Raw genomic sequence first — 26,701 nt, 5'->3', positions numbered from 1 at the left:
CTCAAAAAAAGTGAGAGTTCCGACCCATTATCCGCGCTCCACAGCGGCATCCGTGACGGTTCACGTGGGGTGGGCGTAACGGCGGCCGCGCCACATGGATTGTTTTTTGAACAGAACATGAATCATGGAGTTGACGAGAATGCCCACCACCACCACGCCGCCGAGCGGCAGAATCCAGATCGTCCAGCCCGTCAGCCCCAACTCCTCGCACAGGCTGACTTCGGTGAACAACACCAGCAGCAGCGCCACCGTGGACAAGGCCTGCACCCAGTCGGCGGAATCCAGCAGCGCATTGCACAGCAACAACAGCCACGGCGTCACGGTGAAACCGAGGATCATCGCGGCGTAATAAACCGTTTTCGGGATCGACTGCTTGAACGCGAGGAACACGTTCTTGCGCCACCCTTCCCAGATTTCGCGGAACGAATGATACATGCGGATGGAGAACAGGCGTTTGCCGTCGGCGGCGATCATTTTGCCGCCGTGTTGTTTGGCCACGCGGGCCAGACTGATGTCTTCCAGAATGCGGGCGCGCACGGCTTCGTGTCCGCCCATCTTGCGATACAGGTCGCGCGTGACCAGAATGAACGCGCCGAATCCCATGGCGTGCGCATCGTTTGGATCGTTGATGCGGCGGAAGCGGCTCAGGCCCGCGATCAGTCCGAAAACGATCGGTTGCACCGCCCGTTCCCAGAACGACCCGAACAGCGCGCGCGGCATCAGCGTCACCATATCCAATCGCCGCAGCTGCATGAAATGCACGGCGGAGGCCAGCGCGTGCGGCTCAAACACGGGATCGGCGTCGGTGAACAGCAACAGCGTGCCCTTCGCCTGCTGGCTGGCCTGGTGCAGGGCGAACGGTTTGCCGTACCAGCCTTCTGGCAGGGACGCACTATGAATGGTTTTCAAATTGGGATGCTTTGCCTTCAACGCCTGAATGATCTCCGGCGTACGGTCGGTGGAATGGTCATCGACCACAATGACTTCATAATCGGGGTAATCCTGATTGAGCAGCGACGTCAGGCAGGCTTCCAGATCGCGCTCTTCATTGCGCGCCGGCACGCAGACGGAGACGAACGGCATGCGGGGCAACGGCGCCGCTGCCGGACGCACCCGTGCCAAATGCAGCAGGTTCGATCCGAAATAAACCATCACCACAAGAACCAGAACGATTTGCAAAACGGTCAGCCAGGCCATCTGTTACAATACCGGAAAAATGTGAAACTCTGCGATTGTCGAGACGGAACGCACGCCATGCTGGGACTGATCAAACCCTACAAAATGGAACTGCTGGTCAAGGACTGCACGTACTACAAGCTGTACTATTGTAGTGTCTGCCGCCACCTGGTGCGCAACCATTCGCGGGCGTACGCCTTCATCAACAGTTACGAAGGCACGCTGCTGGCCATGATCTTCAATGAAATGGTAGTGCAAGACATCGAGGCGGTCAAGGACCGCTGCTCGGGGTTGCCGATGGTGAAAGTCGCCGCCCTGCCGCCGGATCACGAAGCCGTGCAATTGGGTGCAGCGGTGTCGCTGTTGGCGTTCGTCATCAAGTCGCAGGACAACCTTGAGGACGAGTCGGGGTTCTGGCTGCGGCAGTACAACGGCTGGATCCAGCGCCGCCTTCTCCGTACCTTCCGCAAACAACGCCGGCTGTACGACCGCTTTCGCATCGACCTCGAATACGTCGAGGCGGAAATCCAGGCCCTGCACCGGCTGGAACAGGATGCGGCGGTGCGCGACCTCGACCGCTTTCTCGACCAGTGGGGGGCGGTGTTCGCCCACATCATGACGCAGGCATTTCTGGACAGGATCGCCAAGGACCGCTTTGAGGCGCTGTACGCGTTCTTCCACGAGCTGGGCCGCGTCATCAACCTGCTCGACGCCATGACCGATCTGCATGCGGACCACGCGGCGGGCCGGTTCAATCCGATTCTGCGCGCCGAACCGGATCTGAATTTAACCGATGAAAATTGCCTGCAGGCAACCTATAATAAGTACCTTGAAAAAATCCAGGCGGGACGCGACACGTTGCTCGACCGGTTGCCGGCGCTGGAGCTTCGCGATTCCTGGCCGCTGGTGCAGAATATTCTCAGCCACAGCCTCGACCGGGAAAGCCGCAAGGCCTTCGAGGCGATGGTGCTGCAACGCCCCGTTACCGAAAAGATGTTTTTCAACTGCAAGGATTTTTAAATAAGAGGAGACGCTATGTTTTGCCCCAACTGTGGAGCGGAGAACTCGGAGCAGGCCAACTTCTGCACGCGCTGCGGCACGCAGATCGTGGACAATCCGGAACTCCGCGCGCCGCAGCAGTACCAGCAGCCCGGTCCACCGCAGCAACAGAACCCGCAGATGCCTCCGGGTTACTACGAGCGACCGGACCTGAAAAGCACCTTCGTCAACAGCGCCACTTCCGGCGCAGGAGCCTATGCCGGGTGTTGCTGCATGAACGCCATTTCCAACCTGCTGTGCGACGCCTGTGAATAATGTCTCCCGAGGCCATTGAAGGTCTGGTCGCAGACTACGGCTATGGCATTGTCCTTGTCGGCACTTACTTCGATCATTACGGCATTCCCCTGTTTCTGGTGTTCGGCGGCATCGCCGCCTCCAAGGACGTCCTGAATGTGTACGGCGTGCTGTTGTGCGGTTTCGCCGGAGGTTGGATTGCCGACCTGTTTCTGTATTTCCTCGGCCACAAAACCGGCCTCGCTTACTGGATGCAGTTTGCCTGGGTGCGCAAAATGGAAACCGCCCTCACCACCACGCACCGCATGTTCCAGACGCGTCCGGCGCTGGTGGTGATCCTCGGCCGCTTCCTGTTTGCGGTGTCAAAAATCATCCCCCCTTTCGCCGGGATGATCCATTACGACGTGCGCCGTTATGTGCTGTATTCTTTTGTGGGCAACGTTTTATTTTCGCTGGCCTACACCGGGGCGAGTTTTTATGCGGGTCCGTTCCTCCTCGCCGCGTTGGAAGACCTGGAATGGAGCAACGTGGCCCTCACCCTCGGTTTCGTCATCGCGCTGTATTGGATAGCGCAGAGGGCCCTCGACCCGTCGCGCCGCTCCTGATATGGGCGTTCACCTTGCCCGGTTATTTATGACTGAAAAAAACTTTTACGAAATTTTGGACGTCGCCCCCAATGCCACGTATGCGGAAATCAAAAAAGCCTACCGCGCGCTGGCAAAGCAACACCACCCCGACGCCAACCCCGACAGCCGCGAAGGACAGCATGAGCGTTTCGCTGCAATCAGTGAGGCCTACCGGGTGCTGTCCAATCTGAAAAAGCGAAAAGACTACGACAACCGCCTGTTCAACACACCACCACACTCCACCCCACAGGGCGCACGGCCGTTTTATCGACCGCACTATTCCGGTTATCCCTATTTTCAATTCGACTTCATCACCCCGTTCATCCATTCCTTTTTTGTCGGCGATCTCGCCGCCGCGCCCGACCCCAGGGAACGCATGCGGCGTCTGTTTCTCAATCCAAAAATTTTCATGATGGCGGTATTCGGAGCTTTGTATTTTTTTAAATTTTTTACGGCGATGGCGGGCGAGGTCACGGACAAGAACATCGAGAAAAAACTGTTTCAAACGCAATCCTATTACCTGTCGGTTAAAAACGATGCGGGCACCGTCAAACAAAAGCGCGTGAAGCCGGACCTGTACGCGCACGTCCAAACCGGAGACCGCATCGAAAAGGACCTGTTCTCGTTCACCTACCGCGTGAACAATGAAATCGTTTCGTTCTGGAGCCTGCCGCGGTTTCTCCTGCAGGTGGGGCTGATCCACCTCGTGCTGTCCGGAGGCCTCTATTGGCTGGAACGGGGGCGGCGTTGAACGGGTTCGTGTGCGGATGGGGGGAATTGAATCTGTCCGGCAATGGTGGTAAGCTGACAGCAACATTTTGATTTCGTGGGGCTTCAACAAGCTCGCGAACGCGGACCTCCCGCACCGGCCTGGAGGCTGCGATCCCAATGCGGTCTGTCCAATTCAGAACGTATCGATGTTCTCAATCCGAGAATCTGCTTTCAACTTCAAATCTGGAAACAACCATGCATCGTCTTAAATTGCCTCTGGTCTCTCTGCTGATGTTCGCACTGACTTTCGTTTCTCTTTCCATGCCAGCCAGCGAAGCGCAGGCGCTGTGCGTCAATGTAAAACAGGCCAACCTGCGCAAAGGTCCCGGCTTGAACTACGAAAAACTCTGGGAAGTGTTCAAGTACATGCCGTTCCAGCAACTCGCCAAAAAAGGGGAATGGTTGCGCGTGCAGGATGTGGACGGAGACATCTACTGGATTCACGAGCGGCTGACTACTAAAGAATTCAAGTGTGCCGTCATCAAGCAGAATAAAACCAACATGCGCACCGGCCCCGGCACCAATCATTCCCGCGTGCCCTGGAGCCCGGTGGACAAATATTTTTCCGTCAAGGTGCTGAAGGTCGAAAACAACTGGGTGCACATTCTCGATGCGGTGGGCGACAAAGCCTGGGTTTACCAGCCACTGGTCTGGATTCGGTGACGGCGCCTTGCCGGGTTTGTTTTGGCTGGGAGACGGGCGGTCAGGATTTCAACAACCGCCCCGCCCTTTTTTTGTAGAGCAGGTGAAACAGCAGATTGCAGTACTGGTCCAACTCCTTTTTTTCCTCCGACAACTCCGAATAATTCCAGAAGCCATACAGCTTGGCGAACTTGAGCAGTTTGTCCGAATACAATTCCCAGGTATAAGCCTCCTTCACGCGGGCAATCGCCGCTTCTGAAATGGATTGCCAATGGGATGCATCGTCCGCGGCACGTGACAGGAAGTTTAAAATCGGTTCGCTGATGAGATCCGGCTGGGTGGGGTTGATGAGAAACCCGTTTTTTCCATTCTGGATGATTTCCAAGGGACCGCCAAACTGGGTGGCAAACACTGGCAGGCCGCTGGCCATGCCTTCCAGCACCGTCAGCCCGAACGCCTCGAACAACGCCGGTTGCACGAACACGCCGCCGCGGTCGCCGACAATGCGGTACATCTCCGCCCCATCCCGGCGCGACGAGTTTTCCACCCACCGGATATTGTGATACAGATCGTATTGGGTGATCAACTCATACATGCGTTTGAGTTGATGCAGCTCCTCCTCATCCACCACGCCTTCCTCGCGAATGGAACGCGTGACCACAATCAGGTTCGCCCGCTCCTGCAACTCCGGGCTTTGCCCGAACGCCTCCATCAGTCCCGTCAGGTTTTTGATCTTGTCGAGACGCGCCATGGTGAAAATGGACGGCTTGTCCGGGTCTTTCAACTCTCCATAGCAATGCGCGCCGGCTTGCGCGAACAGCCTGCCGGTCACTTCCCGCGTCTGGTTTTCGAGGCGCCGCTCCGTTTGCATGTACGGGAAGTACAGTGATTCGTCCACGCCCGGCGACACCACGTTGAACTTGGGGTGGTGCAGGTGAATGCCGTTGCTCACCTTGTACAGTCCGGGCATGGAAAACAGGCGATACGATTCGTACTGCCCCATGCTGGTTTCGGTGCCTGCGATCTCCTGCGACGTGCTGGAGATGATGATGTCCGCCTTGTTCATCGCGATCAGGTCAGCGGTGAATTGCAGCGAAAAATTGTAATCCGCCTCGAGGTCCTTCCAGTACAGCGCAGAGAACAGGTACTTCGGTTTCTCCAGCGCGTGCGCGATGTTGCACTGGATGACCTGCAACCACGACGCGAGCAGCGACGCCACCAGGTTGCCGTCGGAGTAATTGCCGACGATGAGATCGGGGTTGCCTTCCAGTTCGGTGAGCAGCTCGTGCTTCGCATCGAGCGCGAACTGCTCCAGATACGGCCAGACGTGAAAACGCGAAATCCAGTGCGGCACGATGTTCTGGTTGGCATCCTTGAACGGCACGCGCAGGATCCAGCAGTTCTGCGTGCCGTGTATTTTCTCCAGACGGTGATCGCAGGTGGTTCCCTCGTTTTCCGGTATCAGGCGGGTGACGACGACAATCTTGGGTTGTACCGACAGGCCGGATGCCGTCAGCGACGCACTCAGATATTTTTCGAGCGCCTTGACCTGATCGAGGATGTACACGATCTGTCCGCCCGTGTCCGGCCGGCCCAGCACGTTTTCCTGACCAAACCAACCGTGCGGTGAAATGACCGCAACGCGGCTCACCATCGGAATGGCGCTGATGAACGCCTCCAGGTTTTCGGCACGCGGTTCTTCCTGAAGGTTGGCCAACAGTTGCAACGTGCTCAATACCCGCCCCACCGTATCGCCGAATCCGTCGCGCAGTCCCAGCCCACGCAAAAAACTTTTGGCGTCCTGAATGAGGTCATCCGCCGGTTGCATTTCCAGGTAACTGATGGCTTTCTGCAGAGCTTCGAACAACTGATGCGGATTCTGGATGATCTGTCCGTCCACCAGAATCTGCTCGCCGTTGATGCTGTGGATTTTGAGGAAGTCGCAAAGGTGCGCCTGCCACGTGTTCCATTCGCCTTGCAGTTTGCCCGCCATGAAGCTGTTCAGGAAACGTTGTCCCGCTCCGATTTTGCGATGATCGCGGATCACGGGGCCCAGGCTGTAAAACGGGCCGAAATTGATTTCCAGTTTTTTTTCGACCGGCTCGTGCGGGTACCCCGCAACCACTTCCCGGTAATCCAGAAACTCTTCCGGCGTCAGTTCGTCCACCGTCTCTTCATTTTTATGAAACCGGTAGAACCGGTACTCGCCAACCTTGGCGCGGTAAAGCAGAATCGCGTACTGATCCAGCAGCAGCATTTCCTGCGTGCGGGAGAGGAATTGTTCGAAGTTTCTGAAATCTCCGAGATCCGGATGCGCCTGCCGCTTCTGCCTGAGATAGGCTTCCGACTTGAGAACGATGTCGTTACGCAGAAAATGCTTTTGCGATTCGTGATCCAGTTCATAAATGAACTCGCGGAAACACCGAACCTCGGCATCCTTCAGCAAGGCTGTCAGAAAACTCGGATCGTGCAAATCAGGTCTCCAGGAATCGGTACCGATGGATACCGTCGATCACCCCGGCGGCGTATTTCTGTTTGGAAAAATACACCCCGCGCTTGCCGCGCAGGATTTCCATTTCCGCACTGTAATTGCCGACCACAACGCCTTTGGGATCGCCGCGCATCATTTCCTCGTCGTTGCCGGAATCGCCCGCCACCAGAAAATTTTCCAGAGGAATTTCCCATTTGTAACTGAGGTAACGCAGGGCTTTGCCCTTGGACGCGCGCTGCGGCAGAATGTCCAGAAACTGCTGGTGCGAATAAATCATCTGGTAGCGGCAGCCGTTGCGGGTCAACAGGTCGTGCGCTTCCTTCAGGTACTCCTCCTTCGGCTCCATGTAATAACTGACCTTGAACTCGCGCTCGGTTTCCGGTTCCTGCGGTTTCAGAAACGGCAGCGTGGCCAGAAGTTTTTTTATCTTTTCTTTACTCCACTTCTGCCTGAGGTGCATGGCCCACCCCTTGTCCGGACTGCCGGCATTGCCGTAATAAATTTCCGCACCGACGGAAGTGATCAAAATTTCCGGGACAGGCACGTTGTTTTCTTTCAGAAACTCCAGAGCGGAGTCAATGGTCCGCCCCGTGGCCACCCCGAAGGCGATGGCCTTTTTATGCGGTTCGATCAATGTCAGCAGCTTTTGCAGGGATTCGGTATCGCCCGTCAGCGTGTTGTCGATATCGCAGACAATCATTTTGTTGCGGCTCAACATCTTCACAGCAATAGGATTGCCGTCTGTGGCGTACAGATCCTTGTGCGCATCGCCTTTCAATTGCTGAACTTTTTCCAGATAACGATCGATGTGTGCATCCCAGGTATAGTGTTTGCGCACGTTGTTGATGCCGTTACTGGAATACTGCTTCCACAATTCCGGGTCCACGAGGATGCGCTTGACCGCCTCGCTGATGTTGTCCGGTTCCGAGACATCGATGAGAATCCCGTTCTGGCAGTTTTTGGTGATGTCCACCGGGCCGCCGTCACTGGTGGCGACAATCGGCACGCCGCAGGCCGCGGATTCGAGCAGCGTCAGGCCGAACGGTTCGGTCAATGCCGGGTTGACGAACACGCCCTGGCGCAGCGCCACCATGCGGTACAGCTCCGGCACTTCATAAGTGAAATCGTGTTTCTTCGGGATGGCCAGCTTGCCGTAGAGATCGTGCTTGTCCATCAACAGCAGCGTTTCGATGAGGACCGATTTCTCGTTGTCGCCCATATCCATGATGTTTTTACGAATGCCGAGAAACACGGCGAGGTTGGCGATGGCCTGCAATTCCTTGCTCTCACCGTAAGCCTGAATGAGGGCGCTGACGTTTTTGCGTTTGTCGGGACGGCACAGGGCGAGAATCAACGGTTTGTCCGCGTTCAGGAAAAACCGGTTGAGCTCGTTGTCGATGGCGACCCGGGCCTGCTTGCTGTGCTCGTTTTCCTGATCTTCCGCATAATAAGGAAAGAACCGTTCCAGATCGAGGCCGGGCGGGTTGACCAGATATTCCGGAACGGTGTTGTGCGAGTACATGCCGTATTGCTGCTCAACCTCCTGATGCGTGCTGGTGACCACCAGGTCCGCACAACCGATGATGTCATCCTCCATCTGAATGCGGTAATCCATCTGATATCTTTTATTCATGTCCTCATCGGACAATCCGTCATCACGCAGTTTGGATTTTTTGGATTTGCCCAGCGAGTGCCCGGTGAATACGAACGGCACACCGAACAACGAAGCCAGGTGCCGTGCCACATAACCGCCGTCGGCGTAATGACCGTGCATCAGATAGGGGATGTCGTCTTCGCGCTTGATGTACTTGACGGTTTTGTCGATGAATTCATCCAGATGATTCCACAACAATTCCTTGCGGATGTACTTGCCGCCGCCGCAGGGGATGCGCACGATGCGGACTTTCTCCGATATGTTCTCGACCGGCGTGGAATACTCCTCTGACACTTTCCGGTCACGGATCATGCGCGTGAACAGATCGACGCGCCGCACTTCCGGGCGTTTGCCCAGCTCTTCAGCCAGCTCGATGACGTACTTCACCTGCCCCCCGGTGTCCGCGTCCCGTCCCATTTCGATGTTGCGGGAGCGGATCAGTCCGTGGATGCTGAACATCATGATGTACAAACCCTGGCTGTTTTGACCCATTTATTTTTTAATTATATAAGGTTCGTAAAATGAGTCGTCCTGCGGCAACGCCCCCTCGATCCGGGTCAATCCGGTTGCGAACATGCAGGCCCATTCCAGCATCGCCTGCTTCGGCCAGTTGGCCATGTAACCCGCCGACAGTGTGGCGCTGAACCCATCCCCGGCGCCGACGGTGTCGATGACCTCGGCCGTGTTGTCGGGCATGCATTCGAAAACCTTACGAGTTCCGGTTTCGAAAATATAGCTCATCTTGCCGCCGTTGGTCACGCAGACGAAACCCAGCTTGTAGCGTTCCGCCAGGTAGCGGGGGAGTTCCCAGAGCGTTTTGTCGATGCCCAATTGGTCCTTGATGATCTGCAACTCGTCGCGGCTGGCTTTCAGGATGTCGCAGTGCTTGAGCGAGTCCTCGATCACATCCCGGTTGTAGTGCGGCGCACGCAGATTGATGTCCAGCAGGAATGTGGACTTCGATCCCAGTTTTTTGTGAATTTCTTTCAGGGTCTCACGGGACACGTGGTTGCGTTGCACCAACGTGCCGAAATAAGCAAAAGGAATTTCGTCCCGAAACCGTTTTTGCAGATAGGGATCGATCTCGATGTAATCGTAAGCCCGGTCCGCAAGGATTTCGAACTTATGTCCGCGTTCCGCATCGCGGGTCACCGTCACCGCGCCCGTCGGGTGTTCGGCATCGACCTGGATACCGGCGGTGGGGAAATTATGCTGCCGGGCGAATTCCAGGATCTCGCGTCCTTCGGCATCGTCGCCGACACGGCTGATAAAATGAACCGGGAATCCCATCTTGTGCAAATGAAACGCATAGTTGAACGGTGCGCCTCCCAGCCGTTTGCCATTTTCAAATTTGTCGAATAAGACCTCGCCCATGACGAGAACCGGTCCATAAGGTCGATGCACCCGCATAAGCCACTGTCCTCCTCTTTCCGGAATAACAAAATAATTTACAGCCCAAAGGGTATCCGCTTATTTTAAAATTCACCACCTCAAAAAACACAAAATAATTTCCGCCGTACCGCTTTCTGCGCCTTCTTTCAGCCTCAGTTGGAGGAAAGGAAGGGGAACGTAACAGGGATGGCATGGGAAGAATGGAAATCAGGCGATTTTGCGGTTGGCCGCCCGGTCCTTGGGGAGACGGATTTTGAAACGCGTGCCCTGCCCCACCGTGCTTTCGACTTCTATGGTGCCGTTGTGCATCTCGACGATGTGCTTGCAGATGCTGAGACCCAGACCGCTGCCGCCTTCCGAACGCGACCGCGCCTTGTCCACCCGGTAGAACCGATCGAATATCCACGGCAGATCCGTTTCCGGGATGCCGATGCCGTTGTCCTGGATGCTCAAAAACGCGTAGTCGCCCAGGTCCTGCAAGGTGATCTTGATGAGGCCCCTTTCCGGTGTGTACTTGACCGCATTGTGCAGCAGAGTCCACACCATCTGCTTCAGACGGTGGCCATCGCCGATCACCTCCGCCGGTTCCAGATAGGCGATCTTGATTTCAATTGCCTTGTCCTCGGCGAGAATTTCCACATTCCGGCAAACGTCCTCGATCACGGTGACGAGGTTGACGTGTTCGGTTTCCATCGGCAACTGGCCTTCATCCGCCCGCGCCAGGATGAACAGATCGTCGAGGATGTGCGACATGTAATTGATCTCTTCCAGATTGCTCGACAGCACTTCCTGGTACTCCGAGGGTTTGCGCAGCTTGCTGAGTCCCAGCTCGCTCTGGCCCTTCATGACGGTCAACGGCGTGCGCAATTCGTGCGAGGCATCGCTGCTGAACTGGCGGATTTTGGCAAACGACCGCTCCAGCCGGCCCATCATCTCGTTGAAGGTGAGAGCCAGGTTGCCGATTTCATCCTGCACCGCCGGCACCGGGATGCGCCGGCTGAGGTCGCCGCCGCTGGCAATGTCGCGGGCGGTGTGGGTGATCTTCGCCACCGGTTCCAGCGACCGCCGGGCCAGAAAGCGTCCCACCAACGCGCTCAACAGAAGAACCGTCGGCACCCCGGTGAACAGGAAGATGCGCAGATTGCGCATGGTTTCCTTAACGCCTTCGAGCGACGTGCCCACCTGGATGAGGTTGACCAGCGTGTCGTCACGCAACACCGGCATGGTGATGACGCGGATGGGATGGCCGTCGGCGACGGTGAAGGTCTCGTAGGTCATATCGCCTTTCAAGGCGCGGGCGTAGGCGTCCTGCGACAGCGGGAACTTGGAGGCGTCGATGTTTTTGGAACGCGAGCCGACGTTGCCGGAGCCGTCGTAAATGCGGTAAAACTTGTTGAGGTTGCCGTAGCCCAGAAACTGCTCAAAGAAAAATTCGAGGCCCGGCAGGGGCGTGCGGGAATACCCGAGCTGCGCGGTTTTGCGCACCACGCTGGCAGACAACTTCAACGAGTGGTCGATGCTTTCGTACAGGCGGTTGTTGAGAAAATAGTACAGAATGATGCTGAACAGAATCAGGATGATTCCGAGCAGGGCGACGTACAGGGCGGTCAGTCTGGAGCGGATGGAATTGAATACCATGTTCTATTCCCTCATCACATATCCGACGCCCCTCAAGGTATGCAATAATTTCTGGTCGTACTGTTTGTCGATCTTTTTTCGAAGGTGATTGACGTACACGTCGATGACGTTGGTGAACGTATCGAAATTGTAGTCCCACACGTGCTCGGCGATCATCGTCCGGGTCAGCACCTTGCCCGCATTGCGCATGAAGTATTCGAGCAGGCTGTACTCCTTGCCCGTCAGTTCGATTTCCTCCTCGCCCCGCTTGACCTTGTGGCTGACCAGGTCGAGCGTCAGGTCCCCGACCTGCAACACCGTCTTGGTTTCGCTCTGACCGCGGCGCAGCAACGACCGGATGCGCGCCAGCAACTCGGAAAAGGCAAACGGTTTCGTCAGGTAGTCGTCGGCGCCCTGATTGAGACCCTTCACCTTGTCTTCCACGGAATCTTTCGCAGTCAGCAGAATGATCGGCGTGTTGATGTTTTTCGAACGCAGATGAGACAGCACATTGAGACCGTTGATCTTCGGCAGCATGAGGTCGAGGATGATGAGGTCGTAGTGGTTGAACTCGGCCAGGCTCTGCCCTTCCTCGCCGTCGGAGGCGACATCGACGGCGTAGGTTTCTTCCTCCAGACCTTTTTTAATGAACCCGGCCACCTTCTTCTCGTCCTCAACGATCAAGATACGCATATCCTCTACTTTTTCGTGTCATCCCATTTTTTCTGGACCTTGTGGAGATCGATCTCCCCCTGCAACATCTGGACATGTTTTTCGCAATCTTTGATCATCGCCGCGTACATGGCGCGGCAGGTTTCATCGTTGGCGTCTTCCATGGCCTCTTTACAGATTTTAAGCGCCTCTTCTGTCTTATCGAGCGCCTTCAGAATATTCTCGTTGAACTTTCTGTTCATGAATTCTTTGTCAGAAGATATTGATATTTATATTGTATCACTGATTCAATCGGTAGCTATTGTAAACGTTGTAGTTTTTGGTTTCAATTTTCTTTGCCGCCATCGTTTTGATTTTCCTGCTGAAACTGGTGGCCGAACAGGTAATGCACCAGCAGCACGCCGAAAGCAATCCCCATATAAGGAATCCCCTCAATGAGGTAAATGACGATACGGCCCACCACGCCGAGGTCCTCTGCCAGTTTGCCCAGGACCAGGGTCCCCGACCGTTCCAGCATCATGAAAATCATCTGAATGATCAGTCCACAGACAAAGCCAATGAACCCGCCGAAGGCGTAATAAACGTATTTCAAATTGGACATGCTGGTTTCTCCGGGCTGTTTCTGGGGAATTGCTGTGTTGTCTGGTGGAATGAAATGGTATATTCCAGAATGAACCATTATATATATGAAGCCTCCAAATTTGTACGGGGAATCGGCCATGAGACTTGAAAACAAGACCGTCATCATCACCGGCGGCGGCACCGGCATCGGCTTCGCCTGCGCGGAGCGGTTTCACAAGGAAGGCGCGCGCCTCGCCCTGTTCGGTCGCCGAAAGGAAGTACTGAGAGCGGCGGCAAAGCGCCTGGGCCCGGATGTCCTCGCGGTGCCGGGGGACATCACCCGCGAGGACGATGTGGACATGCTGGTCGAACTCACCCTGAAGCAGTTCGGCCGGATCGACGTGCTGGTGAACAACGCCGGAACGCTCGGCGGCTGGCCGCTGCACGAAACCAGCAGCGATGCCTGGGATGAGGTGCTGAACACGAATCTGCGCGGCCTGTTCCTGCTCACCCGCCGGGTATTGCAGCAGATGGTGAAACAGCAGTCCGGTTCCATCGTCCACGTCAGTTCGATCCTCGGCCTGGTCGCCGTGCCGCAGACCGGGGCTTACAATGTCTCCAAAGGCGCGCTCAACCAATTGTGCCGCTCCATCGCCGTCGAATACGGCCCCATGAACATCCGTTCGAATGCCATCTGTCCCGGCATGGTGGAAACCGACATGACCGAAGCACTGCGCGCCAATGAGGACATGATGACAGACTGGAAGGAGCATTACTACCCGATGCGCCGTTTTGCCCGGCCGGAGGAAGTGGCCAACGCCTGCCTGTTTCTCGCCAGCGACGAGTCGTCCTTCATCACCGGCACCCTGCTGCCTGTGGACGGGGGATTCACCGCCATGTAGAGAAAGTTGACGGCTTTTTCCCGCTTGTATTAGAATCCCTGAAATCAACCCATTACCCGGCCCTCGGTCGAAACGGAATCCGGAACCCGTCTCCGGACACAAACACCGCATGAAATACGAAACGGTCATCGGACTGGAAGTCCACGCCCAGCTGAAAACCCAATCCAAGATTTTCTGTTCCTGCTCCACGGAATTCGGGAAAGCGCCCAACCAGAACACCTGCCCGATCTGCCTCGGCATGCCGGGGGTGCTGCCGGTGCTCAACCGCAGGGTGGTGGAGTATGCCATGAAAGCCTGCCTGGCGACGCATTGCGAGATCCAGCCGATGAACCAGTTCGCGCGCAAAAATTATTTTTACCCGGATCTGCCGAAGGGCTACCAGGTATCGCAATTCGACCTGCCCATCGGCCTGGCCGGACACCTGACCATCCAGACTCCGGACGGCCCCAAACGCATCGGCCTGACCCGTATCCACATGGAAGAAGACGCCGGCAAATCCATCCACGGCGAAAACCTGGGCGAGGCGGGCCAGAGCTATGTCGATTACAACCGCACCGGCGTGCCGTTGATCGAGATCGTCAGCGAGCCGGAGCTGCGCAGCGCCGAGGACGCGCGGGAATACCTCGTCGCCCTGAAATCCGTGCTCCAGTACGCCGAGGTCAGCGACTGCAACATGGAAGAAGGCAGTTTCCGCTGCGACGCCAACGTGTCGCTGCGCCCCGTCGGCCAGAAAGAATTCGGCACCCGCGTCGAATTGAAAAACATCAACTCCTTCAAATTCGTACAAAAGGCCATTGAGCACGAAGTTGAGCGCCAGACCAAGGTCCTCAATCAGGGCGACCCGGTGGTGCAGGAAACGCGGCTGTACGACGCCAACCGCAACCTCACCTTTTCCATGCGTTCCAAGGAGGAGGCGCACGATTACCGTTATTTTCCGGAACCCGACCTCGTGCCGATCGTGTGTAGCGCGGAATGGGTCGAGTCCATCCGCCAGACCCTGCCGGAAATGCCGGAGGCCAAACGCCTGCGCTTCGTCGAGCAGTACGGCATCCCGGAGTACGATGCCGGGGTGCTGACCACCTCGCGCCAACTCGCTGATTATTTTGAAGAATGCGTGGCCCTGTTCAACCAGCCGAAGCCGGTCAGCAACTGGATCATGGGCGACCTGATGCGGCTGATGAATCTCGACGACCGCGACATCCGCGATTGCCCGGTGACGCCGGCGCAACTGGCGGGCATGCTGAAGCTGATCGACGCAGGCACCCTGAGCGGCAAGATGGCCAAGACGGTGTTCGAGACCATGTACAAGACCGGCAAGGAACCGGCGGTCATCATCAAGGAACAGGGGCTGACGCAGATTTCCGACGAGGGCGAACTGGGCAGGATCGTGGATGACATCATCGCCGCCAGCCCCGAGCAGGTCGAGCAGTTCAAGGCCGGACGCGACAAGGTATTGAGTTATTTCATCGGCCAGGCCATGAAAGCAAGCAAGGGCCAGGCCAATCCGGGTTTGCTGAATCAACTCTTTAAAGACAAGCTGAGCCGGTCCTGATGACGCGGGGCTTTCGTTTCGGCGGTGGATTTTATAGTATGAGGGACATGCAATGGATAACGCAGGGAGCCGGATGGGTTCTGCTGGTCCTTTGGATGCTGCTGGCTCCGTCCGGAAGCACCGACGGCCATGCCGCTTCCGACAGTCCGGAGGCCCGCTCTCAGGACCGGCGCTTCATCGATCACGGCGACGGCACCGTCAGCGACACAGAGACGGGACTCATGTGGCTCAAGAAGGATTCCTATCTGGATACGGGCCGCTGGCTCGACTGGCGGCAATCGTTCGATTATGTGCAGAAGCTGAACGACGACACGTTCGCCGGACACATCGATTGGCGCATGCCTACGGTGGACGAACTCAAGACCCTGTACGAAGCCGATAAAACCAACAGCGCCCAGGTCGGACGCGAGATGATCATTCACATCGACCCAATCTTCGCCAGGGAAGGCTGCGGCTCGCTGTGGTCGTCGGAGACGAACGGTCACTTCAACTCTTTCGGCCTGATCTTCAATACAGGCACGCGGTTCTCCGCCAACAAAAATTCACGCGGCCGCAAAGCCACCCGTGCCGTGCGAATCATTCACAACCCCGAATTTCGCAAGAAATACCTCGATCAATAAAGGATGACTATTTTGAAACGAATCACGCATTGGATTGGAGTGGGAGGCGTCCTGTTCGCCCTCCTGTTGCAGGCAACCCCCGCCGCCGCCACCTGGCCGGGCATCGAGATCGCGCTCTGGGACCCCCATTTCGCCAAGCATGATCGGAAGGACCCGCAATACCTGAAGGTGCTGGAACTGGCTCAAAACGGGCAGTTCACCGAGGCCATGCAATGGGTGGACCGGCTCCATGAGGAACGGCCCAGCAAGGGCACGCCGGTGATCCTGAAAGCGCTCCTGCTCTATGAGCTGGGACAGTACCGCGACGCGCATCAAACTCTTTTGCACGGACGCAACATCCAGCCGCGGCATCCGGCCATCCATTACGCCAACTGCGAAATCTACCGCAAGCTGGGCGTCGTCGATCTGTCCAAGCGAAGCTGTGAAATCGCCATCAATCAGCACCAGCACGCACAGGTTCCGGAAGCGCATTACGAGTACGCGCTCACTCTGGCCGCCAACGGGGAAATGAGCAAAGCCAACCGGGCACTGCAAGAGGCCGCCGCACAGGATGCGACCGACCCCGTTTACCTGTACGAACAGGGCATGAACTCTTTTTATCTGAACGACCTGCACGCCGCGGAACAGGCGTTTCTCAAAGCTCTCGAGCGCGATCCCCAACATATCGACTCGCTGTATCAACTCGGCTACCTGCACGCTGTGCAGAATCACCTGGAAAAAGCGCAGTCCTTCCTGGAACAGCTTTACGGCATGCGTACCAGCCATCCAAAGGTGGACTCCGCCCGCCAACTGATTGAAATGATCAAGAAGGGCCGCGTCGATGAATTGCCGAAACGAGTGATCCCGCAAGAGTACCACCTCAGCCGGTCGCGATCTCTGTACCAGGCCGGCGAATACGGGCTGGCGCTGTTTGAAATCCAGACGGCGGCCAGGCTGAACCCCAAAGACAAACCCACGCAGGAAATTCTCGTTGGTCTCGCCAGCCTGCTGCTGCGGCTGGACCTGACCGAGTCGGCGATCGAAACCCTGCTTGCCAACATCGATAACGACCCGATCCTGCGGGCCAAGTCCTATCAGGAACTGGGGGACCTCAATGCATTGCGCGGCAACATGAAGGAAGCCCGCACGTTTTATCAGAAATCCATGGAACTGGGCGACCCGGACAACCTGGCCAAGACCAGCCTGTCGGAGCTGCCGCCCAACCAGCACGATATCCCCGGCGCACTGCACCCGGACGAATTGTTTTTCCAGCCTGCGGAAGCGCTGAACCGCAGGGGCGAACTGTTTTCCCACTACGGCATGCATAAACGCGCTCTCGCCGTGTATTCGATGGTGCTGCGCATGGACCCAAACCATCTCATGGCGAAGTTGAACACCGCAGCCACCCATTACAACACCGGGGAATATGGACGCTCCATCTCCATATTGGAAAAGATTTCCATGCGCCATCCCAACCATCCGTACATCCTGTCACACCATGTACTGTTGGCGAAGTGCTACGCGCAAAAAGGCGACGAACCGCAAATGGTGCGTAACCTGCTATATGTCAAAGAGAATAAACCGGAGATTCTGGTCACTCTGAAACTGGATCCGGCTTTCAAAAACTACCGGCACCTGGAATTGTTCCGCTGACCGGTTGGAAGACTCAAACGGCTCATTTTTTCAATGTTTTGATCGCATTACAGCAAGAAATAAAATTTGACATAAAAGGTCAATAAATGATTAGATGAGGCAAAGTTAATCATAAAAGTGTAAGCGCTCAAATTACGAGTTTGAACCTAAGGACCGCCCCCAAAGGAGGTTGGGATGTATATCAATGCAAGAAAACGCCACCCAGGTTTCGCCGTCATGCGTCTCGTGGGTTTTCTGTTGATTTCAATTTTGTGCTTCGCGGATGTGGGGCTGGCGGACGAGTCGCCTTGCGAGAAAGCCGCCAAGCAACTGCGTGGAAGCTTGCAAATGACTCAGTCTCAGGGCGGAATTTGGGGATACATGGAGAAAGCAAGCTCGTTGAAAAAAAAATCGATGCTCGGTTTCCAGGTGGACGGCAAACTGGCCCGTCTCGTGACCCACTGGGAAACCTTGTGTGCCAAGGAAGCTCCCCCGCAGGAAACCTACAACATCATCGCTTCGAACCTGGAGCAGGCCCGTCAGATCGTCAACAAAACTCCCGGACGCACCCCGCCTCAGAAACTCATGGAAATGATCAAAGGCCTCAATCAGAGTCTCGATAAGGCTTACGGCCAACTCGGACTTTAAAGGCGCACCGATGATCAAGGAAGGCAATAAAGCCCCGGACTTCACGGCGCCTGACCAGGACGGCAATAAAGTCAAACTCAGCGCCTACAAAGGCAAGAAAAACGTTGTCCTGTATTTCTATCCGAAAGACATGACCCCCGGCTGCACCACCGAGGCCTGCGACTTCCGCGACCTGCACAAGAAGTTCAAAGACACGCAGGTGCTGGGCGTCAGCATCGACGCTCCCGAACGCCACCAGAAATTCATCGAGAAGTACGACCTGCCCTTCACGCTGATCAGCGACGTGGACAAGAAGGTGGTGGAAAAGTACGGCGTCTGGCAGGAAAAGAAACTCTACGGCAAAACCTTCATGGGCATCGTACGCAGCACCTTCCTCATCGACAAGCAGGGCGTCGTGCGCAAAATCTGGCCCAAGGTCAAAGTCAAGGGCCACGCGGAAGAAGTGCTGGCCTCCCTCAAAGAGTTGAAATAACCGGCTCAGCCTCCGTTCATCAACCGTTCAATGTCCTCGACCCGCTTGGGGATCGACTGTGACAGGTTGCGGCACCCCTTCTCCGTAATCAGCAGGTTGTCTTCGATGCGAATCCCGATTTCCTGGTCGTAGGTTTTTCCGTTCAGCCGGATTTTGAACGAACCGTACAGCCCCGGTTCATTGCTGATCAGCCAGCCCGGCTTCATCGGTTGCACCGCGTAATTGCGGAACGGATCGCCGTCGTGTTCCTGCTCGCCGATCAAATGGCTCACCCCGTGCGGCCGCTCTTTGTACTTGAGCTTGCACTTGCCGCCCTGGTCCAGGAAATCTTTTTTCAGGAAATGATTGACCGTCTCCCAGCAGGTTTCATTGATCTCCTGGATCGTGCGCCCGGCGCGCGCCTGCTTCTGCACTTCAAGCTGCGCCTTCAACACGATCTCGTACAACACCTTCTGCAACGGGTTGTACTTCCCCGAAGCCGGAATCGTACGGCTGATGTCGGCGTGCATCGTCATCCAGCGCACGCCGAAGTCGAGGAGCACCATCTCATTTTTTTTGAACGCATCGTCATTCTTCACATAATGCAGAACCGTCGCATTCGGTCCGGAAGCGATGATGGAAGGAAAGCTCAAACCGTAAGGCGAACGCATCTGCATTTGCCCCTCGATGAACCCCTGCACCGCGTATTCGGTCTTGAACTCTCCGAAGCGCCGCAACGTCTCTTCAAACGCCGCGCCGGTCAGGCGGTTCGCCTTCAGCGTGTTGGCCACATCGTACTTGTCCAGCGGCAGGCGCAGGTCGAAATGCGTGTCCATGATGTTGTGCAACGCGTCCTTCGGCGCTTTCCATTTGCGCAGCATGCGTTCGATCTGTTTCTTGAAATGCCAGTTGTGATCGGACTCGATGGTGTGGCGCGTGCCGTTACGCAGGCCTTCCAGCCAGAACGCGCCGACCTTTTTGCTTTTTTGCTTTTCAAACCGTTCCTTGAACACGGCTTCAAAGTCGTCGATGTCACGCACATCGGCGATGCCGGTCACGCGCTTGGCTTCGCTCACGCTTTTGGGGTCGCCGACGCCGAAACGGATGCCGTCCCAGAACTCCTTGCTGGGATCTTTCTTTTTGACGAACAGGATCTCGTCGGACTGCTTCGAGTGCGGGTCCAGCAGCAGGATCACTTCCGTCTGGTTGATCCCCGTCAGGTACATCAGGCTCGGTTCCTGATAAGTCGGCACGAAGGCGTAGGTCCACAAGGTTTCCTGGCCGGGGCCGTACGGCACACCGGTCAGCACCATCAGCATGTTTTCCGCGTCCATCAATTCTTTACGGCGATTCCGGAAGCGGCGCTTGGCCTGGTTGCCTGCGTCGCCGTCGCGAAAAATGCCGGAATATATTTTTTTGCCTGCTTTCTGCATCATAAATTCAAAACCCTGTTGGGAGCGTTATCAATTCGGTTATCGGTTGCAACGTGTGGCTCTATATTATATTCATAGGGCGATGATCGAAACCCCCTTTTGAAACAAACCGGGAAACGGACAGCATCATGTGCGGACGCTACAGCCTGACCAAACCCCTCAAAACCATTCAGCACCATTTCGCCGCGCTGCCCGTGGGCCTGTTCCATGAGCCTCGCTACAACATCGCGCCCAGCCAGACCCTGCCCGTGGTGGTGAATAACGGCAGCGAACGCACTCTGCGTCCCATGCGCTGGGGCCTGCTGCCCGCATGGGCGAAGGACGAAAAACTGGGACACAAGCTGATCAACGCCCGCGCCGAAACCGTGCACGAAAAGCCCAGCTTCAAAGCCTCGTTCCGCCAGCACCGCTGCCTGGTCCCCACCGACGGCTTCTACGAATGGAAACAGGACGACAACGGCAAGACACCGCACCGTATTTTTATGGAAGACGGCGCTCTGTTCGCCTTCGCCGGATTGTGGTCGGCATGGCGGGGACCCGCGGGACCGATCGAGACCTTCACCATCCTCACCACCGAAGCCAACCGCCCGTTGCAATCCCTGCATCACCGCATGCCGGTGATCCTGATGCCGGAGGATTACAGCGGCTGGCTCGATCCCGCCGCCACGTCGCCATCCCTGAAAGCGTTGATGCAGCCGCTTGCCGGCGACAAGCTGACGTTCCACGCCATTTCAAAAACCGTCAACTCGCCCAAAAACGACCTCCCGGACTGCCAGCAGCCCCTGCACGATTGAAGCGGCGTTTCATTTCCGTTCCAGCAACGCCAGCCATTCCTTGCCCTGACGGCGTTCGACGGAATGGTCGCATTTTTCCAGATGGCGGATGGTGAACCGGTCGCCGAAATGGTGCAGGATGTCGTCGGCGGTGGTGTTGAACGGTGGTCCGCCCTGCTCTCCCGTTTCATAAAACAATCCTGCCAGCACACCCCCCGGTTTTAGAATGCGATGCGCCGTGTCCGCGTAATCGGCGCGCCGGTGGGGATGGATGGCGCAGAAAAAGGTCTGCTCCAGAAACACGTCGTAACGCGCATCATGCTTGCCGTTCAGCGAAAAAAAATCCGCGTGCACCACCCGCGCATCCACTCCGGCATTTTTAAGATGCGTGCGAAGCCGCTCCACCGCGCCGGGGGCCACATCCACCGCCGTCACGTCCATCCCCTTGTCCGCGAAAAACTTCACCTCGTGGCCCTGCCCGCAGCCGGGCACGATCATGCGGCCGGGCGTGATGCGCCCCTCTTCCCACAGGCGGACAAACGGCGGCGCCACCTCGCCCAGATCCCACGGCATGTCGTTGTCGTCGTAATGCTTCTGCCAGTCGGCAGCGGCGTAACCGTCGCCGGTCAGATCGGTCAACTCATCGCTCATCGTTTCGCGTCCTTGGCGCAGCGGAATCCCACGTTGATATAACGCGTGTCCGGTTCCTTGTAATCGCGGTAGGCGTGTGCCTGCAACTCCGGGGGGTGCCCCCATCCGCCGCCGCGCACCCCCTTCAACGTGCCGGTTTGCGGTCCCTGTGGATTGCGCGCGGGGCGGGTCTTGTAGTAATCGCGTTCGTACCAGTCCGATACCCATTCCCAGACATTACCGGTCATGTCGTACAGGCCGAAGGCATTCGGCTTGCGTTGGCCCACCGGTTGCGTGCGGCCTCCGGAGTTGTTGCCGTACCACGCATAGAAATCGATCAGGTCTTTACCCCAATAATAAGTACCCTCCGTGCCGCCCCGGGCCGCCTTTTCCCACTCCGCTTCCGTCGGCAGGCGCTTCTTCAATTTGCTGCAATACGACACCGCCTGGAAATGCGTCACCTTCTCCACCGGGCACAACGGACATTCGTTGAAGTAACTGGGGTTGTCCCGCATCACTTCCATGTATTGCAGTTGCGTCACCTCGTACACGTCGATGAAAAATGCATCGACATACACCCTGTGCACGGGCGCTTCGTTTTTGTTGACGCCGTTGCGTCCCATCAAAAACTCTCCGGCGGGGATTTTCTGCATGCTGGACAACCGCTTCAATTCCTGTTCTTCAAACTCTTTTTTCTGGCGCAGCAACTCCAGCGCCTGCATCGGGTCCATCGGCTGGGCCGTGGACGTCACCGCCAACGCCAGGCAAACCAGGCCGGTTGCCAACATCGACACAGACCGTTTTGTTTTTCGAACCATCACAGAATCCATCCGCGTTCCTTATAGTAATCCACTATGTGCGCGATGGCCGACCGCGCCATCGCCTCCACCGCTTCCACTGCATTGCCGCCGATGTGTGGCGTGGCGAACAGATTGGGACAGGCCAGCAGTTCCATGTCCTCCGGCGGCTCCTGAGCGAACACGTCCAGCGCCGCCCCGGCGATCGTCCCCGCAGTCAGCGCCTGCTTGAGCGCGCGTTCGTCCACCACCTCGCCGCGGCTGGTGTTGACCAGAAATGCCGAGGGCTTCATTTCCCGTAACGCCCAACCATCGATCAGGTTCCGTGTCTCATCGGTCAACGGCACGTGCAGGGTCACCACATCGGCTTCCCGGATCAGGGTGTCGAAATCCACCTGCCGGGCTCCGACTTCCCCACACATCTCTGATTTATCCAGAATATCACGAACCAGCAGGGGGCACCCAAACGGTTGCAGCAGGCGCGCCACCTCCGAGCCGATATGGCCGCAGCCGATGATGCCGACGGTCTTGCCCTGCAACAGGACGCCGCCGTCTTTTTCCCATCGCCCCTGTTTGAGGGCCATGCCGCTCGGGAACACGTTGTGGCACAACCCCAGCATGAACGCCAGTGCCAACTCTGCCGCCGAGCGCCGGTTGACCCCCGCCGTCCAGCCGAGACGGATGCCGCGCTTCTCCAACGCCGCAAGGTCGAGGTTGTCCAACCCCACCCCGTATTTGGCGACCAGGCGCAGATTCGGCAACGCCGCCAGCACGCGTTCGGTGAGCGGGTCGCGCCCGATCAACAACACTTCCGCGTCGCCGCAGAAGTCGATCAACGCATCTTCGCTCAGGTACTGGCCGGAGTCGTTGAAGCGGGTCGCGGGAAAGGCGTCGGTGAGGGTCTTGCAGAGGGCCGGGAATTTGCAGATCGCAGGCGGAGTCACCGCCACCTGGGGGGAATGCTGCGCCGCCATCACTGGACCAGTTGATGGATGATCGAAGAACCAGCCAGAAAGGTACCCGCCGCCGATCCCAGGTTGGCGAAAAAGAAAATCAGAAACACGCGCACCACGCGGTTCTTCCACCACAACGACAGCTGGGCGATGTCCGAACGGATGGTTTCAAAATCGCTGACGCGCGGCTTGCGCAGGAACGACTCGACAATACCGACGACCATGCCCGCACCGATGGTCGGATTGAGTGAGGTCAAAGGCGCCGCCACGAATGCGGTGACAATGGACAGGGGATGCGCGAACGCCAGTGCCGCGCCCAGTGCGCTGAGGCTGCCGTTCAACACCACCCAGGTGATGATGAGGTCGGTGCCCAGTTCCGGAGAACGCATGTAGCCCACCGCAAACATGCTGAGGATGAAAATGCCGATGCCCCAGCCGACGTAATAGCCGGCGCGGCTGGGTTTGGGTTTCTGCTCCAACTCCTGCACCTGTCCGGCGTCGGGCGGCGACTCAAAGGCCGGCATCATGCCGATCAGGTGTCCCGCCCCAACCAGGGCCAGGATGTTCTTCGGCGCGTCGGACGACTTCGCCAGTTCCACCAGCTTGCCCACCATGTACTGGTCGCGCTCATCGATCAACACCTGTTTGATCTCCGGCAACTCCTCGCCGAATTCCTCGACCAGCGATTGCAGCATGTCGCCTTCCTTGAGGTTTTCGATCTGCTCTTCCGTGACCTCCTCACCGACGAAGATGCTGGCGACGAGGCCGGTGACCAGTTTCATTTTCTGCCAGAAGGTCACCCGCCGGTACATGCGTTGCAGCGTGGTGGTGATGTCGCGGTCGATGACCTCCAGCCTGAGGTTGTTTTCCTTCGCCAGTTCGATGCCCCGCGCCATTTCTTTACCCGGCTCGATGCCCAGTTTGTCCGCCAGCCGCCGCTGGTACGCGGAAAGCGCCAGGTTGATGAGCAGCAGCGAGCCCCGGCCACTGCGCAAAATCTGGTAAATATCCAGATTCTTCCACCAGGACTGGTTGACCATGTTTTCGTAACGTGGCGGGCACAGCTCCACGGCGACGCAGTCGTAGTCGCCGGTCTGGATTTTTTCCTCCACCAGTTCGACGCTTTTCTGTGAGACGTGTGCGGTGCCGACCAACGTGATCGTCGAGCCGTTGACCTGGAGGGTCTTGATCACATCGGCGTTGGAAGCGGTTTCCACAAAAAGGTTTCCTTAGCGGGTTGGAGGTATCGTAAACTGTACGGGTGTCTGTCGGCCTTCGTTGCGTGTCCGTCGGCACCGGCGGCCAGCCAGCGGAGGCGGCCGGGAACCGGTTGTTTCCGGGGCGGTTCCAGCAGGGTGCTGAGGCTATAATTTTTTGATTTTAAAACAAGTTTTCGGCTTTTAATGTAACACAATATCCGAAACCCAAACAATAACGCAATTTTCGCATGCAACCCTTCACACTGAACGCCGATTTTGAGCCTGCCGGGCACCAGCCTGAGGCCATCGACCAGTTATTCAACCAGTTCCGCGACGGCGGCCATCAGACCCTGTTGGGCGTCACCGGCTCCGGCAAGACCTACACCGTGGCCAACGTGGTCGAAAAACTGCAACGCCCGACCCTGGTGATCGCCCACAACAAGACCCTCGCCGCCCAGCTTTACAACGAATTCAAGGATTTCTTCCCGGACAACGCGGTGGGCTATTTTGTCAGTTATTACGATTACTACCAGCCGGAAGCCTACCTGCCGACCACCGACACCTACATCGAGAAGGACGCCTCGATCAACGATGAGATCGACAAGATGCGCCACGCCGCCACCCACGCCCTGTTCGAGCGGCGCGACGTGTTGATCGTCGCCAGCGTCTCCTGCATCTACGGTCTCGGTTCGCCGGAAGCCTACCACGGCATGCTGTTGTTCGTGGAACGAGGCATGGAAACCGACCGCGAAAAGGTGCTGCGCAAACTGGTGGATATCCAGTACAAGCGCAACGACATCGATTTCCAGCGCGGCACCTTCCGCGTGCGCGGCGGCATCGTCGAAGTGCTGCCGGTTTACGAACGCAACGAGGCGGTGCGCATCGAGTTCTTCGGCGACGAGATCGAGCGGCTGTCCACGTTCGACCCGTTGACCTTGGAGACGCTGAACGAGATCGACCGCATCGCCATCTACCCGGCCAGCCATTACACCACGCCTAAAGATCAACTGGAGCGGGCGATCTCCGACATCCAGGACGAGTTGCGCGAACGCATTCAGTATTTCCGCAGCCAGAACCTGCTCATCGAGGCGCAACGCATCGAGCAGCGCACGATGTTCGATCTGGAAATGATTCGCGAGATCGGCTATTGCCAGGGCATCGAAAACTATTCGAGGCATTTGATGGGACGCGAGCCGGGCAGCCCGCCGCCGACGCTGCTCGATTATTTTCCCGATGACGCGCTGTTCGTCATCGACGAAAGCCACGTCACCATCCCGCAACTGCACGGCATGTACAAGGGCGACCGGGCCCGCAAGGAAACGCTCATCCGCTACGGCTTCCGCCTGCCGTCGGCGTTCGACAACCGGCCTCTGCAATGGGAGGAGTTCGCGGCGCGCGACAACAGCATGCTGTACGTCTCCGCCACCCCCGGCCGTTACGAACTGGACCAGTCGAAAGACAAGGTGGCGGAGTTGATCGTGCGTCCCACCGGTCTCGTCGATCCGGAAATCGAGGTGCGCCCCATCGGCGGCCAGGTGGACAACCTGTACCACGAAATTTTAAAACGCGCCGAGGGCAACGAACGCACGCTGGTCACCACGCTGACCAAACGCTTCGCCGAAGACCTGACCGAACACTTCACCGAGATGGGGATGAAGGTCAAGTACCTGCACTCGGACATCGTCACCATCGAGCGCATTCAGATCATCCGCGAGCTCAGGCTGGGCGAGTTCGACGCTCTGATCGGCATCAACCTGCTGCGCGAAGGCCTCGACATCCCCGAAGTGTCGCTGATCGCCATCCTCGACGCCGACAAGGAAGGCTTCCTGCGCTCGGCGACGTCGCTGATCCAGACGTCGGGACGCGCCGCGCGCAACCTGTCCGGCCACGTCATCATGTACGCCGACCGCATCACGCCTTCCATGCAGCAGGCCATCGATGAAACCCAGCGCCGCCGCGCCATCCAGACCGAATACAACGAGCTGCACGGCATCACACCCACGTCCATTCAGAAATCGATCAAGGACACGATGGACGGTTGGGAGCGCCATGCGATGGTGCCGGTGGTGCAGGAAGAAGAGGAAGAATACATGGCGGGCGGCAACGTGCTCAGTTTCATCGCGCAGTTGGAAAAACGCATGCACACCCACGCCAAAAATCTGGAGTTCGAAAAAGCAGCGGCGTTGCGCGACCGCATCAACACGCTCAGAGAAAAGGAGCTGGGCGTCGGTTCCTGA

General features: G+C 57.3%; 26 protein-coding genes. 13 read left to right on the top strand and 13 right to left on the bottom strand.

All coding sequences use genetic code 11. The features are described 5' to 3' along the window. Nucleotides 1-60 precede the first annotated feature (60 nt). Complete coding sequence (locus tag QML71_RS05015; RefSeq protein ID WP_282010813.1) at nucleotides 61-1,197, bottom strand: glycosyltransferase; 1,137 nt, start codon at nucleotides 1,195-1,197, stop codon at nucleotides 61-63. Between the two features lie 57 nt (nucleotides 1,198-1,254). Here QML71_RS05015 and QML71_RS05010 point away from each other — a divergent pair, with 57 nt between their 5' ends. From QML71_RS05010 to QML71_RS04990, 5 genes are all read left to right on the top strand, one after another. After that, a complete protein-coding gene (locus tag QML71_RS05010; protein WP_282010812.1) occupies nucleotides 1,255-2,196 on the top strand; it encodes a DUF5685 family protein in 942 nt (313 codons plus the stop codon). Between the two features lie 15 nt (nucleotides 2,197-2,211). Further along, complete coding sequence (locus QML71_RS05005; RefSeq protein ID WP_282010811.1) at nucleotides 2,212-2,490, top strand: zinc-ribbon domain-containing protein; 279 nt, start codon at nucleotides 2,212-2,214, stop codon at nucleotides 2,488-2,490. Beyond that, nucleotides 2,490-3,074 carry a DedA family protein gene (locus QML71_RS05000; RefSeq protein ID WP_282010810.1) on the top strand — a complete coding sequence of 195 codons (585 nt, stop codon included), beginning with the start codon at nucleotides 2,490-2,492 and terminating at the stop codon, nucleotides 3,072-3,074. The genes QML71_RS05005 and QML71_RS05000 overlap by 1 nt, the downstream gene beginning before the upstream one ends. A gap of 28 nt (nucleotides 3,075-3,102) precedes the next feature. Next, nucleotides 3,103-3,846: a J domain-containing protein gene (locus QML71_RS14120; protein WP_282010809.1), complete on the top strand. Its 744-nt coding sequence runs from the start codon at nucleotides 3,103-3,105 to the stop codon at nucleotides 3,844-3,846. Nucleotides 3,847-4,061: 215 nt separating this feature from the next. Next, nucleotides 4,062-4,529 (top strand): SH3 domain-containing protein, encoded by a 468-nt coding sequence (locus QML71_RS04990; RefSeq protein ID WP_282010808.1) that lies wholly within the window; start codon nucleotides 4,062-4,064, stop codon nucleotides 4,527-4,529. A gap of 40 nt (nucleotides 4,530-4,569) precedes the next feature. Here the strand turns inward: QML71_RS04990 and QML71_RS04985 are convergent, their stop codons facing one another. From QML71_RS04985 to QML71_RS04955, 7 genes are all read right to left on the bottom strand, one after another. Beyond that, a complete protein-coding gene (locus QML71_RS04985) occupies nucleotides 4,570-6,981 on the bottom strand; it encodes a sucrose synthase (RefSeq protein ID WP_282010807.1) in 2,412 nt (803 codons plus the stop codon). Nucleotide 6,982: 1 nt separating this feature from the next. Next, complete coding sequence (locus QML71_RS04980) at nucleotides 6,983-9,145, bottom strand: HAD-IIB family hydrolase (protein ID WP_282010806.1); 2,163 nt, start codon at nucleotides 9,143-9,145, stop codon at nucleotides 6,983-6,985. Continuing rightward, the gene (locus QML71_RS04975; protein ID WP_282010805.1) at nucleotides 9,146-10,063 is read right to left on the bottom strand and encodes a PfkB family carbohydrate kinase; all 918 of its coding nucleotides are present in this window, start codon (nucleotides 10,061-10,063) and stop codon (nucleotides 9,146-9,148) included. It lies immediately after the preceding gene. 189 nt (nucleotides 10,064-10,252) lie between these two features. Continuing rightward, nucleotides 10,253-11,683: a sensor histidine kinase gene (locus QML71_RS04970; RefSeq protein WP_282010804.1), complete on the bottom strand. Its 1,431-nt coding sequence runs from the start codon at nucleotides 11,681-11,683 to the stop codon at nucleotides 10,253-10,255. A gap of 3 nt (nucleotides 11,684-11,686) precedes the next feature. Then, nucleotides 11,687-12,355, bottom strand: a complete 669-nt coding sequence (locus QML71_RS04965) for a heavy metal response regulator transcription factor (RefSeq protein ID WP_282010803.1) — start codon at nucleotides 12,353-12,355, stop codon at nucleotides 11,687-11,689. 5 nt (nucleotides 12,356-12,360) lie between these two features. Then, nucleotides 12,361-12,576, bottom strand: a complete 216-nt coding sequence (locus QML71_RS04960; RefSeq protein WP_282010802.1) for a ferritin family protein — start codon at nucleotides 12,574-12,576, stop codon at nucleotides 12,361-12,363. Between the two features lie 83 nt (nucleotides 12,577-12,659). Continuing rightward, nucleotides 12,660-12,935: a hypothetical protein gene (locus tag QML71_RS04955; RefSeq protein WP_282010801.1), complete on the bottom strand. Its 276-nt coding sequence runs from the start codon at nucleotides 12,933-12,935 to the stop codon at nucleotides 12,660-12,662. A gap of 118 nt (nucleotides 12,936-13,053) precedes the next feature. Here QML71_RS04955 and QML71_RS04950 point away from each other — a divergent pair, with 118 nt between their 5' ends. From QML71_RS04950 to bcp, 6 genes are all read left to right on the top strand, one after another. Then, nucleotides 13,054-13,797, top strand: coding sequence for an SDR family NAD(P)-dependent oxidoreductase (locus tag QML71_RS04950; protein ID WP_282010800.1), 744 nt, complete (start codon nucleotides 13,054-13,056; stop codon nucleotides 13,795-13,797). A gap of 109 nt (nucleotides 13,798-13,906) precedes the next feature. Next, a complete protein-coding gene (gene gatB, locus QML71_RS04945; RefSeq protein ID WP_282010799.1) occupies nucleotides 13,907-15,349 on the top strand; it encodes an Asp-tRNA(Asn)/Glu-tRNA(Gln) amidotransferase subunit GatB in 1,443 nt (480 codons plus the stop codon). A gap of 47 nt (nucleotides 15,350-15,396) precedes the next feature. Beyond that, on the top strand, nucleotides 15,397-15,969 hold the full coding sequence (locus QML71_RS04940; protein ID WP_282010798.1) for an Lcl C-terminal domain-containing protein: 573 nt from the start codon (nucleotides 15,397-15,399) through the stop codon (nucleotides 15,967-15,969). A gap of 12 nt (nucleotides 15,970-15,981) precedes the next feature. Continuing rightward, nucleotides 15,982-17,601 (top strand): tetratricopeptide repeat protein, encoded by a 1,620-nt coding sequence (locus QML71_RS04935; RefSeq protein ID WP_282010797.1) that lies wholly within the window; start codon nucleotides 15,982-15,984, stop codon nucleotides 17,599-17,601. 216 nt (nucleotides 17,602-17,817) lie between these two features. Next, on the top strand, nucleotides 17,818-18,228 hold the full coding sequence (locus QML71_RS04930; protein ID WP_282010796.1) for a hypothetical protein: 411 nt from the start codon (nucleotides 17,818-17,820) through the stop codon (nucleotides 18,226-18,228). A 10-nt stretch (nucleotides 18,229-18,238) separates the two neighbouring features. Further along, nucleotides 18,239-18,700, top strand: coding sequence for a thioredoxin-dependent thiol peroxidase (bcp, locus tag QML71_RS04925; protein ID WP_282010795.1), 462 nt, complete (start codon nucleotides 18,239-18,241; stop codon nucleotides 18,698-18,700). Nucleotides 18,701-18,705: 5 nt separating this feature from the next. On the opposite strand, the gene QML71_RS04920 is transcribed toward bcp, so the two are convergent. Then, nucleotides 18,706-20,115, bottom strand: a complete 1,410-nt coding sequence (locus QML71_RS04920) for an aminopeptidase P family protein (RefSeq protein WP_282010794.1) — start codon at nucleotides 20,113-20,115, stop codon at nucleotides 18,706-18,708. 125 nt (nucleotides 20,116-20,240) lie between these two features. Here QML71_RS04920 and QML71_RS04915 point away from each other — a divergent pair, with 125 nt between their 5' ends. Next, nucleotides 20,241-20,906, top strand: a complete 666-nt coding sequence (locus tag QML71_RS04915) for an SOS response-associated peptidase (RefSeq protein ID WP_282010793.1) — start codon at nucleotides 20,241-20,243, stop codon at nucleotides 20,904-20,906. A gap of 9 nt (nucleotides 20,907-20,915) precedes the next feature. Here QML71_RS04915 and QML71_RS04910 read toward each other — a convergent pair whose 3' ends face one another. From QML71_RS04910 to QML71_RS04895, 4 genes are read right to left on the bottom strand one after another with little or no spacing between them, the layout of a single operon-like run. Continuing rightward, nucleotides 20,916-21,536 carry a methyltransferase domain-containing protein gene (locus QML71_RS04910; protein ID WP_282010792.1) on the bottom strand — a complete coding sequence of 207 codons (621 nt, stop codon included), beginning with the start codon at nucleotides 21,534-21,536 and terminating at the stop codon, nucleotides 20,916-20,918. Further along, nucleotides 21,533-22,333, bottom strand: a complete 801-nt coding sequence (locus tag QML71_RS04905; protein ID WP_282010791.1) for a formylglycine-generating enzyme family protein — start codon at nucleotides 22,331-22,333, stop codon at nucleotides 21,533-21,535. The genes QML71_RS04910 and QML71_RS04905 overlap by 4 nt, the downstream gene beginning before the upstream one ends. After that, nucleotides 22,333-23,286 (bottom strand): phosphoglycerate dehydrogenase, encoded by a 954-nt coding sequence (locus QML71_RS04900; protein WP_282010790.1) that lies wholly within the window; start codon nucleotides 23,284-23,286, stop codon nucleotides 22,333-22,335. Before QML71_RS04900 ends, QML71_RS04905 begins: the two co-directional genes overlap by 1 nt. Then, nucleotides 23,286-24,482: a TraB/GumN family protein gene (locus QML71_RS04895; protein WP_282010789.1), complete on the bottom strand. Its 1,197-nt coding sequence runs from the start codon at nucleotides 24,480-24,482 to the stop codon at nucleotides 23,286-23,288. The genes QML71_RS04900 and QML71_RS04895 overlap by 1 nt, the downstream gene beginning before the upstream one ends. A 230-nt stretch (nucleotides 24,483-24,712) precedes the next feature. Here QML71_RS04895 and uvrB point away from each other — a divergent pair, with 230 nt between their 5' ends. Continuing rightward, nucleotides 24,713-26,701, top strand: a complete 1,989-nt coding sequence (uvrB, locus tag QML71_RS04890; protein WP_282010788.1) for an excinuclease ABC subunit UvrB — start codon at nucleotides 24,713-24,715, stop codon at nucleotides 26,699-26,701.

The organism is Nitrospina watsonii (assembly GCF_946900835.1).
GTDB classification, from domain to species: domain Bacteria; phylum Nitrospinota; class Nitrospinia; order Nitrospinales; family Nitrospinaceae; genus Nitrospina; species Nitrospina watsonii.
The sequence above is the reverse complement of the archived record's forward strand: the minus strand, read 5'-3'. Positions and strand labels throughout refer to the sequence as shown.